23 protein-coding genes are annotated in these 20,797 nt (G+C 31.2%); 14 read left to right on the plus strand and 9 right to left on the minus strand.

Going from position 1 to position 20,797, the window contains the following annotated elements; translation table 11 throughout:
* Positions 1-92 precede the first annotated feature (92 nt).
* Complete coding sequence (locus D1815_RS21050; RefSeq protein ID WP_118389217.1) at positions 93-3,446, plus strand: T9SS type A sorting domain-containing protein; 3,354 nt, start codon at positions 93-95, stop codon at positions 3,444-3,446.
* Between the two features lie 130 nt (positions 3,447-3,576).
* On the opposite strand, the gene D1815_RS21055 is transcribed toward D1815_RS21050, so the two are convergent.
* A complete protein-coding gene (locus tag D1815_RS21055) occupies positions 3,577-3,867 on the minus strand; it encodes a hypothetical protein (RefSeq protein ID WP_118389219.1) in 291 nt (96 codons plus the stop codon).
* Between the two features lie 521 nt (positions 3,868-4,388).
* Between D1815_RS21055 and D1815_RS21060 the strand changes: the two genes are divergently transcribed.
* Positions 4,389-6,218 (plus strand): Xaa-Pro dipeptidyl-peptidase, encoded by a 1,830-nt coding sequence (locus tag D1815_RS21060; RefSeq protein WP_118389221.1) that lies wholly within the window; start codon positions 4,389-4,391, stop codon positions 6,216-6,218.
* 6 nt (positions 6,219-6,224) lie between these two features.
* Here D1815_RS21060 and D1815_RS21065 read toward each other — a convergent pair whose 3' ends face one another.
* The 4 genes from D1815_RS21065 to D1815_RS21080 all read right to left on the minus strand — a co-directional run bounded on the left by D1815_RS21065 (position 6,225) and on the right by D1815_RS21080 (position 8,720).
* Positions 6,225-6,722, minus strand: a complete 498-nt coding sequence (locus D1815_RS21065) for a mechanosensitive ion channel domain-containing protein (protein ID WP_118389224.1) — start codon at positions 6,720-6,722, stop codon at positions 6,225-6,227.
* Between the two features lie 24 nt (positions 6,723-6,746).
* Entirely contained in the window at positions 6,747-7,814 is a 1,068-nt protein-coding gene (gene corA / locus D1815_RS21070; protein WP_118389226.1) for a magnesium/cobalt transporter CorA, read from the minus strand.
* A gap of 185 nt (positions 7,815-7,999) precedes the next feature.
* Complete coding sequence (locus D1815_RS21075) at positions 8,000-8,431, minus strand: hypothetical protein (RefSeq protein WP_091407515.1); 432 nt, start codon at positions 8,429-8,431, stop codon at positions 8,000-8,002.
* A 31-nt stretch (positions 8,432-8,462) separates the two neighbouring features.
* Positions 8,463-8,720, minus strand: coding sequence for a hypothetical protein (locus D1815_RS21080; RefSeq protein ID WP_233557623.1), 258 nt, complete (start codon positions 8,718-8,720; stop codon positions 8,463-8,465).
* A 111-nt stretch (positions 8,721-8,831) separates the two neighbouring features.
* Here D1815_RS21080 and D1815_RS21085 point away from each other — a divergent pair, with 111 nt between their 5' ends.
* The 8 genes from D1815_RS21085 to D1815_RS21120 all read left to right on the plus strand — a co-directional run bounded on the left by D1815_RS21085 (position 8,832) and on the right by D1815_RS21120 (position 16,040).
* Entirely contained in the window at positions 8,832-9,668 is an 837-nt protein-coding gene (locus D1815_RS21085; RefSeq protein WP_027395855.1) for a universal stress protein, read from the plus strand.
* Positions 9,669-9,689: 21 nt separating this feature from the next.
* Positions 9,690-11,111 (plus strand): cardiolipin synthase, encoded by a 1,422-nt coding sequence (gene cls / locus D1815_RS21090; protein ID WP_118389228.1) that lies wholly within the window; start codon positions 9,690-9,692, stop codon positions 11,109-11,111.
* An 11-nt stretch (positions 11,112-11,122) separates the two neighbouring features.
* A complete protein-coding gene (locus tag D1815_RS21095) occupies positions 11,123-11,899 on the plus strand; it encodes a patatin-like phospholipase family protein (protein ID WP_118389230.1) in 777 nt (258 codons plus the stop codon).
* Positions 11,900-11,910: 11 nt separating this feature from the next.
* A complete protein-coding gene (locus tag D1815_RS21100; protein WP_027395852.1) occupies positions 11,911-12,543 on the plus strand; it encodes a Crp/Fnr family transcriptional regulator in 633 nt (210 codons plus the stop codon).
* 63 nt (positions 12,544-12,606) lie between these two features.
* Positions 12,607-13,404, plus strand: coding sequence for a sulfite exporter TauE/SafE family protein (locus D1815_RS21105; protein ID WP_118389232.1), 798 nt, complete (start codon positions 12,607-12,609; stop codon positions 13,402-13,404).
* Between the two features lie 86 nt (positions 13,405-13,490).
* Positions 13,491-14,903, plus strand: coding sequence for a rhodanese-like domain-containing protein (locus D1815_RS21110; protein WP_118389234.1), 1,413 nt, complete (start codon positions 13,491-13,493; stop codon positions 14,901-14,903).
* A 3-nt stretch (positions 14,904-14,906) separates the two neighbouring features.
* Positions 14,907-15,347 carry a rhodanese-like domain-containing protein gene (locus tag D1815_RS21115; protein ID WP_118389236.1) on the plus strand — a complete coding sequence of 147 codons (441 nt, stop codon included), beginning with the start codon at positions 14,907-14,909 and terminating at the stop codon, positions 15,345-15,347.
* A gap of 93 nt (positions 15,348-15,440) precedes the next feature.
* On the plus strand, positions 15,441-16,040 hold the full coding sequence (locus D1815_RS21120) for a Crp/Fnr family transcriptional regulator (RefSeq protein WP_233557624.1): 600 nt from the start codon (positions 15,441-15,443) through the stop codon (positions 16,038-16,040).
* Here the strand turns inward: D1815_RS21120 and D1815_RS21125 are convergent.
* On the minus strand, positions 16,037-16,639 hold the full coding sequence (locus tag D1815_RS21125; RefSeq protein ID WP_233557625.1) for a bifunctional 2-polyprenyl-6-hydroxyphenol methylase/3-demethylubiquinol 3-O-methyltransferase UbiG: 603 nt from the start codon (positions 16,637-16,639) through the stop codon (positions 16,037-16,039). The two genes, D1815_RS21120 and D1815_RS21125, sit on opposite strands and share 4 nt — an antisense overlap.
* A gap of 200 nt (positions 16,640-16,839) precedes the next feature.
* Between D1815_RS21125 and D1815_RS21130 the strand changes: the two genes are divergently transcribed.
* From D1815_RS21130 to D1815_RS21145, 4 genes are all read left to right on the plus strand, one after another.
* Positions 16,840-17,046 (plus strand): DUF2892 domain-containing protein, encoded by a 207-nt coding sequence (locus tag D1815_RS21130; protein ID WP_027395847.1) that lies wholly within the window; start codon positions 16,840-16,842, stop codon positions 17,044-17,046.
* A 79-nt stretch (positions 17,047-17,125) separates the two neighbouring features.
* Positions 17,126-17,581 (plus strand): isoprenylcysteine carboxylmethyltransferase family protein, encoded by a 456-nt coding sequence (locus D1815_RS21135; protein ID WP_118389242.1) that lies wholly within the window; start codon positions 17,126-17,128, stop codon positions 17,579-17,581.
* Positions 17,582-17,673: 92 nt separating this feature from the next.
* On the plus strand, positions 17,674-18,231 hold the full coding sequence (locus D1815_RS21140) for a YeeE/YedE family protein (protein WP_118389244.1): 558 nt from the start codon (positions 17,674-17,676) through the stop codon (positions 18,229-18,231).
* Between the two features lie 4 nt (positions 18,232-18,235).
* The gene (locus tag D1815_RS21145) at positions 18,236-18,649 is read left to right on the plus strand and encodes a DUF6691 family protein (RefSeq protein ID WP_118389246.1); all 414 of its coding nucleotides are present in this window, start codon (positions 18,236-18,238) and stop codon (positions 18,647-18,649) included.
* On the opposite strand, the gene D1815_RS21150 is transcribed toward D1815_RS21145, so the two are convergent.
* From D1815_RS21150 to D1815_RS21160, 3 genes are read right to left on the minus strand one after another with little or no spacing between them, the layout of a single operon-like run.
* The gene (locus D1815_RS21150) at positions 18,638-19,642 is read right to left on the minus strand and encodes a 2-hydroxyacid dehydrogenase (RefSeq protein WP_118389248.1); all 1,005 of its coding nucleotides are present in this window, start codon (positions 19,640-19,642) and stop codon (positions 18,638-18,640) included. The genes D1815_RS21145 and D1815_RS21150 overlap by 12 nt on opposite strands.
* The gene (locus D1815_RS21155) at positions 19,623-20,294 is read right to left on the minus strand and encodes a hypothetical protein (RefSeq protein WP_027395842.1); all 672 of its coding nucleotides are present in this window, start codon (positions 20,292-20,294) and stop codon (positions 19,623-19,625) included. Before D1815_RS21155 ends, D1815_RS21150 begins: the two co-directional genes overlap by 20 nt.
* Complete coding sequence (locus tag D1815_RS21160) at positions 20,291-20,788, minus strand: hypothetical protein (protein WP_035086857.1); 498 nt, start codon at positions 20,786-20,788, stop codon at positions 20,291-20,293. The genes D1815_RS21155 and D1815_RS21160 overlap by 4 nt, the downstream gene beginning before the upstream one ends.
* Positions 20,789-20,797: the final 9 nt, after the last annotated feature.

Raw genomic sequence — 20,797 nt, forward strand, 5'->3', positions numbered from 1 at the left:
TATTATTTCTTTAGCTAGATCGTAAATTAAAATTTAAATATTATTAATTTATGGTTACATAAATCACTTAATTAATTCTAAAATATAAAATTATGGCTCCGAAGATTACTCAACCTTTTTTTCTAGAGAATAGAAAGAAGAAACAATATCACTTGGATATTTTTAGAGAAAAAGCATTCATGTTAAGATCTGTTATGATGCTAATAGGTCTCTTTTTGATATCTTCAATTAGTGCACAGAACATTGAAAATAGAACTTCTTGTACAATTTCTGTAGATGCAGGAACTGATCAGGTTGTTTGTGACGGACAGATGGTAACCTTAACAGCTACTTCTGCTAATCAGAAAGAGTGTACTTCGTGTGTTGGATATAAGATAAAGAATACGAAATTTTGTGATAGACAAGAAAACAAATATGTGGTTTGGCTATCTGATGATAATGGTGATGTTAAATACCTCTCTAATGTAGATTTAGAATGGAAAGAACTAGGAAATGAAGAGGCTACGCTTAAGGGTATGGTAACAGATGGTCGCGATAATTATATTGTTGATGTTATTTTTACAAATGGAACTAAAACAGCCCCAGAAGGTAGCCCAAAAGAGCATTGGTGTAATCAAGAAAACTCTTCAGATTGGGAATATTATAAAGAATTTTCTGGAACTATTGTTAAAGAAGATAATAGTTGGTCAATAAATCTTTCAAGAAGAGGACCAGCATTTCAATTAGGAGAAGGTGCTAATATTACAGAAAAGAAGAAAGGAAGATTAGGAGGTTCTGGATGGTTTGATACTAATGATAGCGTATATAAAATAGGAGATTTCAATATAAATATTGGACCGTGTAATTCATCAGAGACAACGGACGAAGTAAATTATCTTTGGTCTAATGGAGAAACTACACCATCAATTACTGTTTCAGAAAGTGGTACATATACTGTTTCTGTTGAAGATTGTAAAGGATGTAATGCGATGGATTCCGTTGAAGTTGTAATCGAGGAATTTGTAATAGATGCAGGAGAAGATCAAACAATTGTAGAAGGTAATTCTATGACTTTAGATCCAATATCTGATCCTGAAATCGATCGTCGAGAATGGTCTGTAGATGGAGTTATATTTTACACTACAGTTTCTCCAAGCAGATCCCCAACAGTATCTCCTGAACAAACAACTACATATACAGTTCATGCCTTTAAGGGAGAGTGCGTTTATGAAGATACAGTAACAATTACAGTAGAACCTTGTAATTTCTCGATAGATTTAGGAGATGATAGAACAATCTGTAATAACGAGCCTATTACTATTACACCGATTATTTCCGGAAACGATGCAGGAGCTTGTACTACTTTTGATGTAGAGAATACTAATTTCTGTAGTGGTATCAATACATATCTTGTAAGTCTGGGTAATCAGCAGAATAGAGTGTATTTGGTTAACGAAAATGTACAGTGGGAAGAAGTTGATGATACTACAGCTAGAATGGAAGGAATTGCGGTAAATAGTCAAGATGCAAATGATACTTATCAAATTTCTGTGGTATTTACACAGAAAACAACAATTCCACCAGCAGAAAGTCCTAGACTACATGGTTGTTCTTCTGATGTAAATGCAGATGGTTGGGAATATTATCCAGAATTCAATGGAACGATTACATCATTAACAACCAATGATGTTATTAATGTGTCAAGAAGAGGACCTTCTTTTCAAGTTGGAAAAGGCGCTAATGATACAGAGTTAGTATCCGGAAGAGCAGGAGGTTCAGGTTGGTTCATCACAGATGAAGATTTATATGAGATAGGAGACTTTAATTTTAACTTAGGGAACTGTGTTGTAAATGGATCCATGATTTATGAATGGTCTACAGGAGAAAATACTGCTAGTATTCAAATTAGTGAAGCTGGAGAATATACAGTGACAGTTACAAATGAAGATGGTTGTATGGCAACAGATTCAATTAATGTTATTAGTAATGAAGTGGCTATTGAAGCTGGAGAAGATCAAACTATTTTAGAAGGAGATTCAGTTACATTGATACCTGTTTCAGGAGCTGATCTTGTTCAATGGTCTATTGATGGAAATGTGTTTTTCTCTACAGGTTCTCCATCTGCATCACCTACCGTTTCTCCTACGGAGACTACTACTTATACAGTTCGAGCTAGGTTTGGAGAATGTATTGCTGAAGATATGGTAGTGATTACTGTTCTTTCTTGTGATGATATTATGATTGATGCAGGAAATGATAGAACGATTCAGGAAGGTGAATCGGTTCGTTTAAATGCAATTTCTGATGTAGAATATAGAGAATGGTCTGTAGATGGAAACGTTTTCTTTACAACAGTTTCTCCATCACAAGCTCCAATAGTATCACCGATAGAAACCACAACATATGTTGTTACCGCGACGATAGGTGATTGTATTATAATAGATACGATTACAATATTTGTGGAAGCATGTGACTTATCCGTAGATCTGGGAGATGATATTACAATATGTTCTGGAGAAGATGTAGATCTTACTCCGATAGTAACAAGTACTATTTCTGAAGGAGATATATTAAATACAACTATTTGTACTGGTGATCCTCAGAATTACGTTTTATGGTTATACAATGGACAAGTTAATAGATATTTTTCAAATATTGATTTAGAGTGGACAGAATTGGACAATGGTACAGCAACCTTAGAAGGAACAATTCTGGATTATACAGTAACAAACGAAGTGTTTAATTTTGAAGCTACTTTTTCAGGTAGAACTATAGTAGCTGCGGAAGGTAGCCCTAAACCAAGCATCTGTAATGAAATTAATAGTGATGGTTGGGAGTATTATACAAATATTTCAGGAATTATATCGTCTACGGATGGATCGTGGTCTACAACATTTATAAGGCGAGGACCTGCATTTCAGATAGGAACAGGAGCAAATAGTACAGAAATTGAATCTAGTGCTAATGGAGCTTCTGGGTGGATACAAACAACAGATAGTGAGTATACTATTGGCGATATTGATATAGTGTTTTCTAATGGTAGAGTGACTTATGAATGGTCGACAGATGAAACTACTTCTACCATTAATGTGTCTCCTACAGAAACTACAACATATACCGTTACTATTACTGATGAAAATGGATGCCAGGCTACTGATGAAGTTTTAATCATGGTAGAGTCCTGCGATAATATTGTAGAAAATAATATTAAAGTATATCCTACCATAGTAGATGAAAATAATAATCAGTTAACTATTGAAATACACTCCAAAGTAGATCAAAATGTAAATATAGAACTGTATAATATTAATGGAGTAAGACAAAATATAAGTAATCAAAGTCTTGATAAAGGAGATAATATGATATACTATAGTATTAATCAAAACAATTCTATACCAACCGGTATTTATTTACTGAGAATAATTGGAAAAGGTGTTAACGAAACCTGTAGAATTGTGAAAAGATAAATTGAATAGTTTTATATTCAAAAAAGTAATAACCCAAAACCTTTATTAAAAATTAAGGTTCTGGGTTATTTGTTTAATTATTATATGATATAGAAAATATTTTATTTTTCTTTTTTAGTAAAAGACAATTTTATAAATCAATTTTTTTTACTTCTGGAACTGTTTTTTCTGATTTAGAAGAACCTATCATTTCATTTTTCATACGAACTTCATCGTTATGTAAGACTTTTTCAAAACATGGGCTTTCAATAGGTTTTCTTCGAAGTATTTTTTCACGTATAAAATCCCATAATAAAATATAAACAATAGATAATACGCCTATTACAAATGTAAAGAACCCCAGAAATAAACGAAATATGAAACCTGCAACCTGGTTCATCATTTTTTGTGGATAAGAAATTTCTAATTTAGATACTACCATAATAACCTCATAAACTTTAAAATTCTAATAGGGGTTGTTAATGAATTTTAACCTTAAGCTTATTATGTTATTCAAAAAAGTTGATTGTGTTAGATCAAAGGTACATTTTTTTGGTTTAAACACCTAAAAAAAACAAAAGAGTTATTTTTGTAGGATTAACTTAATTAATAGAGTTAGTTATGAAGATAAATCAGAATTCTCTATTTGTAATATATAAAGTATCAAAATTTTAGTTTGGAGTCTTCATAGAATACTCTAAACAGGTATATTAATTTATAAAGCAATATTTCTAGAGGTGTATTTATACTATCAGATTAAATATAAATATAAAAGAGTATATTAAATGTTTTATAGATTAAGTTTCTTTTAAAGTTTACACTGTTCTCTTAAAATAATGTAAAGTTTTTTGTTTTCTCTTTCGGAAATAAAAAAAATCATATTTGTATTCTATATTTGTTTGACACAGTGAATAGACTATCGTTTTTTGACTACGGGATGATATTTCATAAATTATTATAACAATGACTCACAAAATCACCATACACTTTTTAGTATTATTTATATTCTCAATTACTTCAATAAACGCACAAGAAAAAGCAGTTCCTTTGTTTAAGGATGGCGAAGCGCAAATAGTAGAAGCTTTTAATACACCTGCTAAATGGATTCGTCACGATCTATGGGTGCCTACAGAATTTGATACAGATGGTGATGGAATATTGGATAGAATGCACGTATCTGTGACACGTCCGTATCAAACAGAAACAGAAGGATTGAAGCTACCTGTTATTTATGTTTCTAGTCCATATTTTGCGGGTGTTGCTGCCGACATAGATGGATTGTTTTGGGATGTACATCATGAATTAGGGGAACAACCAAAACCAAGAACACATACAGAAGTAGTGCGTAGAGGTAAAAGACCAATTATTTCTAATTCGCATATAAAAAAATGGATTCCAAGAGGATATATTGTAGTTCATTCATCTTCTCCGGGTACTGGATTATCGCAAGGAGCTCCAACCGTGGGTGGTGATAACGAATCGTTAGCTCCGAAAGCAGTGATTGATTGGTTATGTGGTCGCATTGATGGATACACTGAAAAAAAAGGTACGGAGAAAGTTAAAGCATATTGGTCTACAGGAAAAGTTGGGATGACGGGAACTTCTTACAACGGAACTATTCCGTTAGCAGCTGCAACTACTGGAGTCAAAGGTTTAGAAGCTATTATTCCAATTGCACCAAATACCTCGTATTATCATTATTATAGATCTAATGGTTTGGTACGTTCTCCAGGTGGATATTTAGGAGAGGATATAGATGTACTATATGATTTTATTCATAGTGGAGATGAGTCCAAACGTCCATACAATAATAAAACAATACGAGATACTGAGATGAAAAATGGAATGGATAGAATTACAGGCGATTATAACGATTTCTGGGCAGGTAGAGATTATCTAAATGATATGAAGCCTATGAAAGCCGCATTATTGATGTCTCATGGATTTAATGATTGGAATGTAATGCCAGAACATAGTTACAGGATATATAGGAAAGCTAAAGAAATGGGTATTCCATCTCAGATTTATTATCATCAAAATGGTCATGGAGGTCCTCCTCCAATTAGAATAATGAATAGATGGTTTACAAGATACTTGCACGGAATAGAAAATGGAGTAGAAAAAGATGCTCGTGCTTGGATTGTTAGAGAAAACGATTCTCGAGAGCATCCGGTTGCCTATAAAGAATATCCTAATCCGGATGCATCAGATGTGGCTCTTTTTCCCAATATTGGAGGATTAGAAATTGGGTTGTTAAGTATTAAAAAACCAATTAAACTAGGTGTAGAAAAATTGATCGATGACTATACTTTTTCAGGTGATTCGTTAGCGATATTAAAAGAATCTAACCATCGTTTGCTATATTCAACTCCGGTACTAACAGAAGATATTCACATATCAGGAATTGCCAAAGTAACTGTAAAACTTGCTAGTAGTAAACCTGCAGCTAATTTCTCGGTTTGGTTAGTCTCTTTACCTTGGGAAAAGAATGCGAAAAAAATCACGGATAATATAATTACTCGTGGTTGGGCTGATCCACAAAATCATAAATCGTTAACAGAAAGCAAACCGCTAAAACCAGGTTCATTCTATGAACTGTCTTTTGATTTACAACCAGATGATCAGGTAATTAAAAAAGGACAACAAATTGGATTAATGATTTTTTCTAGTGATAGTAAGTTTACACTATTACCAAAACCTGGGACTGAACTTACTATTGATCTAGATGAAACATCTATTACGGTTCCTATAGTAGGTGGTATAGATGCATTTAAAAAAGCAATAAAAGAATAACAGATACTATTTTTTCTCAAGTATTTCAATCCCTTTTTGCATTACTAATGAATTAGGGATTGTTATATTTCTTCCATCATCTGTTTTCATAAATAAATAGAAACCAGTAATATCAATAATCTCACCTGTCCAATCAAAATCTTTATCAAGGATACGGATGCGATCTCCTATTCTAACAGGGTGATTGAAAAATAAGATAACACTTGCAGTCAAACTGGATAGTAGTGACCATTGAGCAAAGAATCCTACTCCTAAAACGGCCATTACAGATGAAATAAAAACAGCAAATTGTTTGCGATCCACTCCCCAAATAATTGCAAGTATCGATATGGCAATCACGTAAATTAGAAGATGACTTAGTTTAAAGATGATTTTTCTACGATTCGCTTCGATGGATCTAATAAAACCAAATCGTTGTATCGCTTTTTTACTTAATAATAATAATATGATCATTATGATCACCAGTACGATAGTAAGAAAAATTTCTGTTTGATACTTTAACATGAATGTTGATTTTTGGATATTGTTTTAAAGCCATTTTTTTCTTTTAAAAAAATATATAAGAGCTACAAAAATAAATATCATTACTCCCCAAAGCACAAAATAACCATATTTAAACTTAAGTTCAGGAATATGTTCGAAGTTCATACCATATATCCCAGCAATAAAAGTAAGGGGAATAAATATGGTAGCAATAATCGTTAGTACTTTCATTACTTCATTCATCTTATTGCTAATAGTTGTCATATACATATCCATTAACCCCCAAATCATATCCCTATAAATTTCAATATTTTCGGATACCTGAATGATATGATCATATAGATCTCTAAGGTATAATCGTATTTTTTTTGTAATTAATTTATGTTCACTTTTTTCGATTCTATTAACTACCTCTCTAAGTGGGAGTACTGCTCTTCTAATTTTAAGAACTTCTTTTTTAAGCGTTTGTATTTGGTAGGTAATATTATCATTTTGTTTATTTTCAAAAAGATCATCTTCTAATTCTTCTATTTTATCACCGATCACTTCGATTAGGTTAAAATAATTATCCACTATAGCATCCATCAAAATATAAAGAAGGTAGTCCGATCCCATAGTTCGAATTCTACCTTTGTTATTTCGAATACGATTTCTAATGGAATCAAAAACATCTCCATCTGATTCTTGAAATGAAATGACAAATCCATTTCCCAAAACGAAACTAATATGTTCTATAGAAAGCTCTCCTTTTTCATTAAAATAAATCATTTTTAGAACTACAAAAAGGTAATTGTCATACTCGTCAATCTTAGGCCTTTGTTGGGTGTTAACGATATCCTCAAGTATTAAAGGATGTAAATTGCAGTGCCTGCCTAATTTTTCAATTGTCTCTATATGGTTAAGACCATTAACGTTTATCCAAGTTGTAGGTTCTGAATCAATAAAAGAATATGCTTCTTCAATATTTTTTAATTCTTTTTCTTCATAAGATTCTTTATTATAGTTGAATACGTCTATAAATAAATCACTGGTGCTTTTTTTACCAACGTATACGACAGATCCAGGAACTAGTCCTGGTGTATGTCCATAAAATGTTTGTTTGGCGTTCCCCATATGCTAATTCTTAAATTAAATAATAAAAGGTATTATAATTTTTTATCCCTTACAAGGAATTGGAATAACGAATATAAACTGTTTTTTTAGGATATGATTTAACGTTATCTATTATTGTTAAAGCATATCGGAGACTTTTATATAATAAGGTTTGAAGTGAATTGGAGTTTTATAGTTCTTTTATTTTAAATAGAATCAACATGTGGAAACCGTTGATCATATTCAACTTTTAATCGCATTAATTTTTTGAAGAAAGAAGCGTTTTCTTGATGTGTACGATTATTTCTAAAATGAACAAATTTTCCTTGTGCATGAATACTTATTCCATTCGTATTATAAAGGTAAAACTGATAATAAGGTATTGCCCAAGTGAAATTTTGCAATCCTTTATTGATAGCTATTAGAATACCATTTGGTCGTAGTTCTATACTACCATAATTAACATCAGATATACTATTAATAACCTTTTTTAGATTAGGACTAACATCTTCAATAATCATGCGTTTCGATCCAATGCCCTTAAGTTTAATTGCATTTAATATAGAAAATGGTTTTCCTACCAAATCATTAATGAGAGCTTTGTTTTTTTTATTTCTATATGTGGTTTCTAAAAGCATACTTAATTAATTTTCTGTGCATTAAAAACAATCATATTGTAGGCACGCCTTTAAGACGTTTTTCTATTTTTCTTTTCTTCGCAGTAACTAGTTTCATAATATACATAAGATTAGACTCTTGTGTCTTTTTATAGATTTCATTAATAGCCAGAACTAGAGATTTAGCCTCTCTGGATGCTGCTACCCGATTACTAGTAGTCATATTACTTATCTTTCTGCTCTCAAACTCTAAAGCTTTTTTAATAAGTTCCAAATCTTCTTTTTTGTAAAGATAAAAAATGTTTAACATTTATTAAAAATGTTTAAACAAAATTAACAAATTGATTATTTTTTATGCTGATAAATATCATAGTTCTTAATAGGTATCTAGGCTATTTTTATCATATAAAATCTTTTTAAAATGAAAAATATCCTGCTTCCTACCGACTTTTCAGAAAATTCAAGAAATGCTATTAATTATGCAATGCGTTTTTTTGAAAATGAGCTTTGTACTTTTTATATCTTAAACGTTCAAAAAGCTTCTCTTTATATGACTGATGATCTTATGGCTGCACCTATGAATACCTCGGTTCATCAATCTGTGATTAATACATCTAAAGAAAAACTTAATGAGTTAACAAAATACCTCCAAAAGGAAACTACAAATCAGAAATATTCTTTTAAAGCAATTACTGATTATGATGTTTTTACTGATGCGATTAAACAGGCAGTAAAATCTAAAAAAATTGATTTGATTATTATGGGATCAAATGGAGCCACTGGGGCCAGAGAAGTGGTTTTTGGAAGTAATACACTGAATGTAATTCGTAAGGTAGATTGCCCTGTTCTTGTGATTCCTCAAGGATATGTTTTTGAAAATTTAAAAACTGTGTTATATACACTTGATGATAACGATCATTTTAATACGGAAGGTATGGATCCTCTAGTAGATACGGTGGTAAAGTATAAGTCCTCTCTAAGAATTCTAAAAATAAAAGAAGATGATACTGTAACTATTGCAGAATTTGAAGATAAGAAACAATTAAAAGATTTTTTTAAGAATATTAATCATACCTTTCATTCGATTACCAATGTTCCTAGTGCATTAGCAATTGATAGTTTTGTCCAAATAATGAATATCGATATGAATGCTATGTTTATTCAAAAGGAAACATTTATTGAACGATTTTTCTATGGCTCTGAGGCTTCGAAAATCAGTTATAGAACTAGAGTTCCTTTACTTATTATGAAGAATTGATGTTTTAATAAAAAAATATAAATGGTATATTTTACTTTTCTTATCATATATTTTTTAGCGGGCTTAGTTATTGTTATTAGACTGATACTTTATGGTATGCGTCCTACCAAAACGTTAGCTTGGATACTTGTGGTTTTTACAATCCCTGTGGGTGGGATGTTGTTTTATTTGTTACTTGGTAGAAATCGAAGGAAAAACAAGTTATTTCAATTAAAAAGAACGGGTGAGATTAATACATATTTAGAAAAAGCTGAAAGTTATTATCAACCGGTACAGCAAAATGAATATCAGGAACATCAAAAATTAATAGAACTTATTACGAAGAATTGTGGTTTCTCACCAAGTGCTGGAAATGAATTGAAACTTCTTAAAAACGGTAATGCCACTTTTCGAGCAATATTCGAAAGCTTAAAAAAAGCAGAGCATTTTATCCATTTGCAATATTATATTTTCGAGAATGGAATATTGGCTGACGGGCTTTTTGAGCTTTTTGAAAAGAAAGTAAAAGAAGGTGTTAAGGTACGCATTTTATATGATGGTATCGGAAGTTTATCATTAAGTAAAAAATATATCAAAAAGCTTGAAGATATAGGTGTTGAAATATATGGGTTTTTGCCAATCAAATTCGGTAAATTTCTTTCATCATTAAATTACCGTAATCATCGAAAAATTATTGTAATTGATAATAAAATAGCGTTTACAGGTGGTATTAATGTTTCGGATAAATATGTTACAGGAGATTCTGATTTAGGAATGTGGAACGATATGCATTTGCAATTAGAAGGACCAATAATACATAGTTTACAGGCTATTTTTGTGATGGATTGGTACCTAGTAAGTAATAATGAAAATATTTTAAATACATCTTATTTTACAAGTTATAAAGAAATAGGAACTATGACAGCTCAGACGGTACATAGTGGTCCAGATGAGGATTTTTCGTCTACTCAGCAAATGTATTTTTCTTTAATAAACGAAGCCAAAAGCTATGTATATATAGCCAATCCATATATCATTCCTGGAGAGGCTATTTTGGAAGCCCTAAAAGTAGCTGCGCTGAGTGGAGTAGAAGTTAGGTTACTGCTTTCGGAAGTTTCTGATAACATAATTGTTAGATGGTGTGTGCGATCTTATTTTGAAGGGTTGATGGAAGCTGGTGTTAAAATATACTTATTTTCTAATGGTTTTTTACATAGTAAAACAATTGTTGCTGATGATACCGTTTCTTCGGTAGGTACTACTAATCTAGATATTAGAAGTTTTGAACAAAATTACGAGGTAAATGTGGTGATATATGATGATAGTTTTGCTATGGAATTGAAAAATGATTTTTTAAGTGATTGTAAACAAAGTGTTCAGCTGAACTATAGTACTTTTGTAGATAGACCTTGGGTAGAAAAACTAAAAGAAGGAGCAGCTAAAATTTTTAGCCCAGTTCTTTAAAATATAAAAAGATGGAAACTTTAAAAAATGTTGGTCTTGTCCTTTCTGGCGGAGGGTTTAAAGGTGTAGCACATATAGGAGCAATAAAAGCAATAGAAGAAGCTGGTTTGTTTCCGAATTATGTCTCTGGGACCAGTGCAGGAGCAATTGTAGGTTCGTTATATGCTGCTGGACATTCTATAGAAAAGATTAAGAGTTTTTTTAGTAAAACACCGCTGTTTAAATTAAATAGGTTTACCAGAAAAAAGGCAGGGTTTTTAGATTCAGAAAAATTTTACGATGATTTAATCAATTATTTTAATGAAAACTCTTTCGAAAGTCTGGAGAAAAAACTTTTTGTTACTGCTACGAACCTTTTGACAGGAACAGTAACGGTTTTTAATAAGGGAGAATTAATTAAACCTATATTGGCCTCAGCTGCTTTTCCGGGTGTGTTTTCTCCGATACAGATTGAAGATCAATTATATTCTGATGGAGGAATTTTGGATAATTTTCCGATCACGCCGATAAAAAAACAATGTGATATGATCATAGGAATTGATGTTACTCCTATCCGAAAACCTAAACTCACAGATTTTAAGCATGCATATAATGTTATGCAACGAGCATATTATTTAAGAGCTATGCCCAATTCTGAAACAAAATTTGATGAATGTGATTTGGTGATTCAACCAAAGAAACTTACCAATCATGGGCTCTTTAGTAGTGGAAATTTAGATCAAATTTTTGAGTTGGGTTATCAGGAAGCCAAACAACAATTAGAACAATATTTTGAAAACCAAAAATAGAATAAATCAGAATGATTGAAGAACTGAATAATAATTATGGTCATTTTTTTGAGAAAGAGCTTTTAGAAGAAATTAGTAAGGTTTCTATAACTAAAGAAGTACTCGAGGGTGATATACTTATTAAGCCGGGTAGTTACATTAAGTCAATGCCTTTGATTATTAATGGAGCAATCAAAATATTAAGAGAAGATCAGGAAGGCGATGAGTTGTTACTTTATTTTTTAGAAAAAGGGGATACTTGCGCAATGACCCTTTCATGTTGTATGGGGCATCATAAAAGCGAAATAAAAGCAATCGCGGAGATGGACTCTACACTTATCATGATTCCAATAAAAAAAATGGAAGAGTGGACCACAAAATATAGTTCATGGAGAAGTTTTGTCTTCGAAAGTTATCATAAAAGATTGATGGAAGCAATTGAGGCTATAGATAACATTGCTTTTCTTAATATGGACGAACGATTACTAAAATATCTTAAAGATAAAATCAAAGTAAATAGCGATACTATTGTACATAATACGCACCAGGAAATTGCCTATGATTTGCATACCTCTAGAGTGGTAATTTCTAGACTGTTAAAAAAACTAGAGGTGGATGGTAGAATAGAATTAAATAGAAATAGTATAAAAGTCATAAGTCTATAATAGTGTGTAACTAATGTTACTGTGACTAACATAAGCTAAAATTATTTTTGTCAAAAAAAATTGATGGAAATAGTAGAAGTTCTTGGATATTTTGGCGCATTGATAATTGGAGTAGTGCTAGGTTTAATAGGAGGAGGAGGTTCCATACTAACAGTACCGATTTTTGTTTATTTAATGCATATTAATCCTGTGACTGCTACTGCTTATTCATTATTTGTTGTAGGGTCTTCGGCATTAATTGGAGCTATTAAGAACCTGAGAAAAGGCATTGTTAGTTTACGTACTGCAGTGGTATTTTCAATTCCGGCTTTTATAGCAGTGTATGTTACAAGAAAGTTTTTGGTTCCTGCGATACCGGACAATCTTTTTTCTGTAGCAGAGTTTGTGATTACTAAAAATATAGGAATCATGGTGTTTTTTGCAATGATTATGTTATTGGCTTCGGTTTCTATGATAAAAAACGGAAAAGATACATTGCAGAAAAAGGAAGAAGTTTTATATAATTATCCTTTAATTATAATAGAAGGTTTCATAGTGGGTGTATTAACCGGAATTGTTGGAGCAGGAGGAGGGTTTTTAATAATACCAGCATTGGTCTTATTCGCAAAATTACCAATGAAAAAAGCAGTGGCTACATCACTATTAATTATTGCAATCAAATCGTTGATTGGGTTTGTGGGCGATGTAGAAAATCTAGATATAGATTGGATTTTCCTAATTTCCTTTACTGGAATTTCTATCCTAGGTATTTTTCTTGGGATATATTTATCCAATTTTATTGAAGGAAAAAAATTAGAAAAAGGCTTTGGATGGTTCGTTTTAATAATGGGAATTTATATACTGATAAAAGAATTGACTTAACAAAAATTTAGATTGTTTTATCTGTAACAATTGTTACTGTAAAATGACAATCTGAGTAGTATTTTTAAAAATAAAAAATAGAACAAATGAAGATAGAACAAATATATACTGGGTGTCTAGCACAAGGAGCATATTATATTGAAAGTGAAGGTGAAGTTGCAATTATAGATCCGTTAAGAGAAGTAAAACCTTATATAGAAAGAGCTAGAAATGACAAAGCAAAAATTAAATATGTTTTTGAGACACATTTTCATGCGGATTTTGTGAGCGGACATGTAACACTCGCTAAAGAAACAGGTGCGAAGATTATTTATGGACCAAATGCCAATCCTTCTTTTGAAGCTATTATTGCTAGTGATGAACAAGAGTTTAAATTGGGAAATATAACTATTGTAGCCTTACATACTCCAGGCCACACTATGGAAAGTACTACATATTTATTGCGTGATAAAAATGGTAAGGATCATGCCATTTTTAGTGGAGATACTTTATTCCTTGGGGATGTTGGACGTCCAGATTTAGCTCAGAAAGCTGCTCACCTTACGCAGGAAGAATTGGCAGAAACGTTATTTGATAGTTTGCGAAATAAGATTATGCCATTAAATGATGATATAATTGTATATCCAGCACATGGAGCAGGTTCTGCTTGTGGTAAAAATATGATGAAAGAAACGGTTGATACTTTGGGTAATCAGAAGAAAGTGAATTACGCATTGAGAGCAGATATGACTAAAGAAGAATTTGTAAACGAAGTCACTGATGGATTGTTACCTCCACCAAAGTATTTCCCTTTAAATGTTAAACTTAACAAAGAAGGATACGAAGATATAGATGAGGTATTAGAAAGAGGAATAAGACCATTGTCTCCAGAAGATTTCGAGATGTTGGCTAATGAAACCGGTGCGATTGTATTAGATGTTAGACATCAAAACGAATATGTAAAAGCTCATATTCCAAGATCTATATTTATTGGAATAGATGGTAGTTTTGCTCCTTGGGTAGGTACTTTGATAGCAGATGTGCAACAACCAATTTTATTAGTAACACCAATAGGTAGAGAAGAAGAAACGATTACTCGATTATCTCGAGTAGGTTTTGATGGTACTTTAGGATATTTAGAAGGAGGAATTGAAGCTTGGAAAGAAGCTAAAAAAGAAGTTGATACAATATCATCAATATCAGCGATGCAGCTTAAAAACATTATTGAAAGAGAAGAAGTACATGTTTTTGATGTAAGAAAAGAGAGTGAATTTGCTGCCGAACACTTAGAGAATGCAAAAAATTCGCCATTAGATTTTATCAATGATTATATGCATTATTTTGTAGAGGATAAAATGGCTTATATACATTGTGCAGGAGGATATCGATCTGTTATTGCTGCTTCGATCTTGAAGAGTAGAGGTATTCATAATCTTATAGATGTTGCTGGTGGTTTTGCTGCTATTAAGGAAACTGGTTTAGAAACGACAGATTACGTATGTCCAACTACCTTAAAATAATTCATGAAAGATGTAGTAAGATTTGAAATAATATCGTTAAAATATTATGTAACTTTTTTATTAATTTTAGGAAACATCTTTTTTGGTTTTTCTCAGGATTATTTTAGAAATTCTTCTACTAAAGAAATCAATTCAATAAAGATTGTTGATGTCAATTCAATTAAAGAAAAAGTAATTGGTAAGAATGTGCAATTTGTTGACATACGTACTGTAGAGGAGTATACTAATGGTTATATAGATGACGCAATAAATATAAGTATTGCGAATAGAGAAAAATTTGTTTCAGAATTTCAAAAACTAAATAAAAAAAAACCAGTATATATTTATTGCTATTCTGGTTGGAGAAGTCATCGCGCTGCTAAATTATTAGTTAAACTAGGTTTTAATGAAGTATATGATTTTAAAGGTGGTTATAAAGCTTGGAGTTCGTATTCAGAAAAATGATATAATATAGAATCAATTATTGATTAAATTAGTAAAAAATAAACACCGTTGATTTCTGAAGCTTTAGATACTTACTTTCCAAAATTGACTACAATGCCAGATTTAAAGAAAGAGCTTGTAGCAATTAGTAGTATTCATAAATTTGAGGCTGGCACGGTTATTCTTAGACAAGGCTCATATGTTAAAGTCATCCCACTATTAATATCGGGTTTAGCAAAAGTATTTAAAGAAGAGCCGATTAATGGAAACGAGGTTTTATTGTATTATATACAGCCAGGAGAAAGTTGTGTAATGTCAGTTACTACTTTAATTCGTAATCAAGAAAGTCAGGTAAAAGCGGTGATTGAAGAAGATTCTGAAGTGGTGGTCATACCAGCAGATAAAGCACTAGTAATTGCAAAGAAATATCCGAAATGGAATGAGTTTATTTATGACCTCTTTAACCTTAAGTTCGAAGAATTATTAGATGTTATAGAAATATTGACATTTTCTAATAAGGATAAGCGATTATTAGAGTATTTAAAAAAAGAAGCCAAGTTAAAAGGGCGAAATGTTCTTAATACGACGCATCAACATATTGCGCATGATCTAGGGTCTTCTAGAGAAGTAATATCTAGATTACTTAAAAAATTAGAGCAAGAAGGTCATATATTTTTAAAACAAGGTGAGATAGAACTGATTGATGTAACTTAAATCTTCTGAAGTACTACCGTAGACATAGATCTTAGATCGTGTACGTTAGTGGATTTTAAGGGCTCTAAAAATGATAGCCCATGATTATGCATAATAGAAGAGAGTAACTCTTGTGTTAGCAAGAATCGATCTGATTCATCTCCTAATCTATATACACCCTTATGTATATGGGATATCTTATCTTTTACTCCAATATCAGAAGTCATTCTTATAAATAAAGTTCCCGATGGTTTTAATACACGTATAAGTTCTGAAAACATGGAATTGAAGTGGTCTGTACTAGAAGCAAAGTGTAGTACTGCGCTGCAAATAATATGATCAAAAAAATTATTCTGATATTTCAGTGTATCTAAAGAGGATACATCAAATTTAGTACTCCAATCAGGATATATACTTTTCACATATTCGATCTGTTCTACATCCCGATCTAATCCATAGATGTTAAACTTATTTTCATAAAACCAATGTATATTTCTACCATTTCCGCATCCTGCATCTAAGATCTTATCATTTTGGGAATATCTATCTTTTAGTATTTGATCTAATAAGTAGATGTCAATATTACCTAGTCCTGATCTTAAATTTTGAATGGTCATCATAAAATTTGTGTAGTTGTAACATTTGTCACAGTTTTTATTCTTCCTCTAAGATAAATTTGTTCCTCAATAACCCAAAATATTGAAGATGAAAATGCGTAAGGAGATTAAATTTTTAATAGTCTGTTTATTATGTATAAGCATTACTACCATAATAGTTCTTCTTATTCAATTTTTTAAAACCTAATTTTATATTATATACTATGAAAAAGAACATGGGAAATACAGATCGTATTTTGAGATTGATTGTTGCTATTACAATTGCGCTACTTTATTATTTTAACATTATTCAAGGTGCCGTTGCATATGTTTTATTGGGATTAGCAGGAATATTTGCTGTAACTGGTTTTGTTAGTTTTTGCCCGCTATACTCACTGGTAGGTTTAAATACCTGTAAAGTAAAGAACTAAACTTAATTAATGATGTTGCTTATTAACCTGTCATTTAGATGATGACAGGTTTTTAGATACGAATCTATTTTTTTAAATTATGAAATTAGAAAACAATGATTTTCTTTTCGTCTTAGTACAGTTCGTACTGTTTTTTGTGTACGTAATTGATGTAAAAATAGTAAGTATTGGTTGGTTACCATTTATAAATCGAATAGGTTTATTTACGTTTGTATTGGGTGTTTTGATTGTATTCATTTCTTTATTACAGTTAAATAAAAACCTATCACCTTTTCCTACTCCAAAATTAAATTCAAAATTAGTTAAAACTGGTCTATATAAATTTATAAGACATCCTATATATACAGGAATATTATGTGTTGTATTTGGATATGGACTTTATATAGGTTCCATTTTTAAATTAATTATAGCTACCACTATTTATATGCTTTTTTATTTCAAAACTAAATACGAAGAAGAAAAGTTACAAGAATTTTTTGAGGAATATAAAGTATACAAAGCGACTACAGGTCGTTTCTTTCCAAGAATATTTTGATTTATTATTTCAAAAATACTCTTGTGTAACTTAGGTTACTGATTCTAGCTAAAAAATGTAAGTTATTGCACTAAAATATAATTTGTAAAAGAATGAATTGGTTATATGAACCGTGGCCTTGGTATGTGTCAGGACCATTGATAACATTGGTAATGTTTTTGTTGCTTATGATGGGTAAAAAGTTTGGTGTGTCCTCCAATCTAAGAACAATGTGTACTATTTGCGGTGCTGGTAAAACTGCTGATTTTTTTAGATTTGATTGGAAATCCCAGCGATGGAATCTTGTAGTAGTTTTTGGGATAATTATAGGTGGTTTTATTGCAGAAAATTACTTGTCTTTTGATACTAAAGTAAATCTGAATGCTAATGTGGTAAAAGATCTTCAAGCAAAAGGTTTTGCGGATGCTGGAGAAAGTTACATACCAAGTAGGTTATTTTCTGATCAAATTATGATGACTCCAAAAACAATAATTATTCTTGTGATTGGTGGAATATTAGTTGGTTTTGGTGCTCGCTATGCAGGCGGTTGTACATCTGGTCATGCGATTTCGGGTTTAAGTAATTTACAAATACCATCACTTATTGCTGTTGTTGGTTTCTTTATTGGTGGTTTGGTGATGATCCATTTAATTTTTCCTTTATTATTTTAAGCATATGCGTACAGTTGTATATTTAGTAATTGGTGTTTTTTTTGGAATTGTTTTGTTTAAATCAGAAGCTGCTTCGTGGTTTAGAATTTATGAAATGTTTCAATTTGGATCGTTTCATATGTATGGTATCATAGGATCCGCTGTAGGACTTGGTATTGTTATCGTTCAATTTATTAAAAGATATAAAGTGAGATCTTTTTTTGGAGATAAAATAGTTATTCTATCAAAAGAAAAAAGTTTTTATCGTTATATGATAGGAGGGATTGTTTTTGGTCTAGGTTGGGCGTTAGCTGGAGCTTGTCCAGGACCAATGTTCGTTTTGTTAGGTGCAGGGTATTTACCAATTGTAATAGTGATCATAGCTTCCATCTTAGGAACATTTCTATACGGTTTGATTAAAGATAGGTTACCCCACTAATTCTGGAATGATTTCATTATCAGAAGCTTTATTTTGTTCCCAACAATTAATATTATAAAAGGTGGTTTCTGCTATGTTAGTTAATGCTTCGGTTGTTGCGAATGCTTGATGTGGAGTTATTAAAACATTGGGTAAATCTATTAATTGTTTCAATAACGAGTCATCAGGTTTATTTTTAGAGTGATCGTAGAAAAATAAATCGTGTTCATATTCATACACATCAGATCCATAAGCAGCGATTCTATTCCATTTTAAGGCTTCTATGAGTTCTAAAGTATTTACAACGGCTCCTCTAGAAATATTTATGATATATGCCTCTCTTTTCATTAGATGTATTAGGTCTGCATTAATCATATAATGAGTTTCTGAATTAAGAGGCATACTTAGCATAATAACATCAGATTGTTTACATAAATGCTCTAAAGAAACATATTTGATATTATTTGTTTGAGAAAAGTTGATGTCCTGATAAATATCAGTTGCAATTACATGGCAACCAAATCCTCGTAATATTTTTCCAATTACTTTTCCAATTCTACCAGTTCCAATAATACCAACTGTTTTATTGTAAAGATCAAATCCAATTAAATTACTTAGGGAAAAATTGTAATCATTGAACTGTTGATTTGATAAAATTAGTTTTCGGTTTAATGCTAATAACAATGCTATAGCATGTTCTGCAATTGCGTATGGAGAATAATCTGGGGTATGGGCTACCTTAATACCTAATTTTTTTGCAGTTCCTAAGTGTATGTTATCATAACCAGCAGATCGCAAGGTGATATATTTTACTCCGAATTCTTTTAATAATCGAAGTGTTTTTGAAGAAGCATCATCCGCGGAAAAAATCGAAACTACATCAAAACCTATAGCCATCATAGCCGTTTTGGAAGTAAGCCTTTCTGGGGCGTATTTTATCTGATGGATATCTTTGTTTGCTTTTTCAAGAAAAGGTATTTCAAAATCCTTGGCACTATAGATCAATATTTTCATTGGTAATTTCTTCTTCAATAATTAATAATTTCTGTCCTTTTAATGCCCAAATCAATACTTTTACGTAATCACTAACAGCCTTTTTTACGTTTTCGGGCTCTGTAATGTCGATAGATCCTTTCCAAATTAATTCTCTTTCTTTATCAGGGCATATGCAATACAAAGATGTTTCTGCGTGATAGATTTCATACTCTTCATAATAATCTTCTTCGTAGTAAATATCTTGGTTTTTGTAGTAATCATCTTTGAAATTTCTGAAATCTTTATCCATATTTCGATAAGCTTGTACTACGGTTAATCGATCTTCTACAGCTAATACTTTGGATAATAAAATAGCATCAAAGCCGGCTTCTAAAAGCTTACCTTCCATAGTTATTAGGTCTTCTTCTGTTTTTGGAGAATCGGTAAATGATTTTTGGAAGAAGTCAAGGCTTTTCTCTGATTTGACTCCATTTTTTTTGAGTGCTGCAGTGAGCTTTTTTTCGAATACTTTTCTCCCATCAAGATCAGAGGTCATGCCTATTACCAATACTTTGTTAGCCTCAAAACTTTCAATATCAGGATTTTTCCAAACTTCTATAAGTTCACTGGATGAGCAGCTTGTCAAGAATCCCAAGATTAACAAAATGATATATGTTTCTATTTTATTCATTGTTTCTTTTTTATTATTTGATTAAGTCGGTTCGTTACAACTTCTACATATGTAGATGTTTTTTCAATAATAGATTCTCCAGAAATCACATCTACATCTTTTAAAACAATATTACTGCTTCCAACTGTTGATAAAACGATAAGTTTATTTAGTTCGTTCGGATGATTCTTAATAAACTTTTTTACATTTTTTGGGGGACTACCATATTCCCATGAATTGATAAGTATTAAGGCATCCCATTTTTCAATATTTACTGTAAATAGTGTATATACATCGATTACTTTAAAATAAATAGTATCTTTTTCGTATTTTCTTAAAATTCCTTGAACTACTGAATCTTTAAATTTACTGCCCTGAGATGCTATTAAAATTTTTGTTTTAGCATTTTTGTTATTTACCTCAAAAGGAATAACAGTATCCATAGAATATGTATATTCATACCATGCCCAGACTCCGATTAAAAGAGCTATAACGGTGAACACTATTTTTTTCATTTTTTTCAT

It is taken from the genome of Aquimarina sp. AD1, assembly GCF_003443695.1.
Taxonomy (GTDB): Bacteria; Bacteroidota; Bacteroidia; order Flavobacteriales; family Flavobacteriaceae; genus Aquimarina; species Aquimarina latercula.

Bases quoted from the DNA above. Each gene is read 5' to 3' on its own strand.
- D1815_RS21160 (WP_035086857.1), bottom strand. From the start codon at position 20,788: ATGAAAAAAATAGTGTTCACCGTTATAGCTCTTTTAATCGGAGTCTGG.
- D1815_RS21080 (WP_233557623.1), bottom strand. From the start codon at position 8,720: ATGTTAAACATTTTTTATCTTTACAAAAAAGAAGATTTGGAACTTATT.
- D1815_RS21100 (WP_027395852.1), top strand. From the start codon at position 11,911: ATGATTGAAGAACTGAATAATAATTATGGTCATTTTTTTGAGAAAGAG.
- corA (WP_118389226.1), bottom strand. From the start codon at position 7,814: ATGGGGAACGCCAAACAAACATTTTATGGACATACACCAGGACTAGTT.
- D1815_RS21050 (WP_118389217.1), top strand. From the start codon at position 93: ATGGCTCCGAAGATTACTCAACCTTTTTTTCTAGAGAATAGAAAGAAG.
- D1815_RS21120 (WP_233557624.1), top strand. From the start codon at position 15,441: ATGCCAGATTTAAAGAAAGAGCTTGTAGCAATTAGTAGTATTCATAAA.
- D1815_RS21055 (WP_118389219.1), bottom strand. From the start codon at position 3,867: ATGGTAGTATCTAAATTAGAAATTTCTTATCCACAAAAAATGATGAAC.
- D1815_RS21095 (WP_118389230.1), top strand. From the start codon at position 11,123: ATGGAAACTTTAAAAAATGTTGGTCTTGTCCTTTCTGGCGGAGGGTTT.
- D1815_RS21140 (WP_118389244.1), top strand. From the start codon at position 17,674: ATGAATTGGTTATATGAACCGTGGCCTTGGTATGTGTCAGGACCATTG.
- D1815_RS21105 (WP_118389232.1), top strand. From the start codon at position 12,607: ATGGAAATAGTAGAAGTTCTTGGATATTTTGGCGCATTGATAATTGGA.
- D1815_RS21125 (WP_233557625.1), bottom strand. From the start codon at position 16,639: ATGATGACCATTCAAAATTTAAGATCAGGACTAGGTAATATTGACATC.
- D1815_RS21075 (WP_091407515.1), bottom strand. From the start codon at position 8,431: ATGCTTTTAGAAACCACATATAGAAATAAAAAAAACAAAGCTCTCATT.
- D1815_RS21130 (WP_027395847.1), top strand. From the start codon at position 16,840: ATGAAAAAGAACATGGGAAATACAGATCGTATTTTGAGATTGATTGTT.
- D1815_RS21115 (WP_118389236.1), top strand. From the start codon at position 14,907: ATGAAAGATGTAGTAAGATTTGAAATAATATCGTTAAAATATTATGTA.
- D1815_RS21085 (WP_027395855.1), top strand. From the start codon at position 8,832: ATGAAAAATATCCTGCTTCCTACCGACTTTTCAGAAAATTCAAGAAAT.
- D1815_RS21135 (WP_118389242.1), top strand. From the start codon at position 17,126: ATGAAATTAGAAAACAATGATTTTCTTTTCGTCTTAGTACAGTTCGTA.
- D1815_RS21150 (WP_118389248.1), bottom strand. From the start codon at position 19,642: ATGAAAATATTGATCTATAGTGCCAAGGATTTTGAAATACCTTTTCTT.
- cls (WP_118389228.1), top strand. From the start codon at position 9,690: ATGGTATATTTTACTTTTCTTATCATATATTTTTTAGCGGGCTTAGTT.
- D1815_RS21145 (WP_118389246.1), top strand. From the start codon at position 18,236: ATGCGTACAGTTGTATATTTAGTAATTGGTGTTTTTTTTGGAATTGTT.
- D1815_RS21065 (WP_118389224.1), bottom strand. From the start codon at position 6,722: ATGTTAAAGTATCAAACAGAAATTTTTCTTACTATCGTACTGGTGATC.
- D1815_RS21155 (WP_027395842.1), bottom strand. From the start codon at position 20,294: ATGAATAAAATAGAAACATATATCATTTTGTTAATCTTGGGATTCTTG.
- D1815_RS21060 (WP_118389221.1), top strand. From the start codon at position 4,389: ATGACTCACAAAATCACCATACACTTTTTAGTATTATTTATATTCTCA.
- D1815_RS21110 (WP_118389234.1), top strand. From the start codon at position 13,491: ATGAAGATAGAACAAATATATACTGGGTGTCTAGCACAAGGAGCATAT.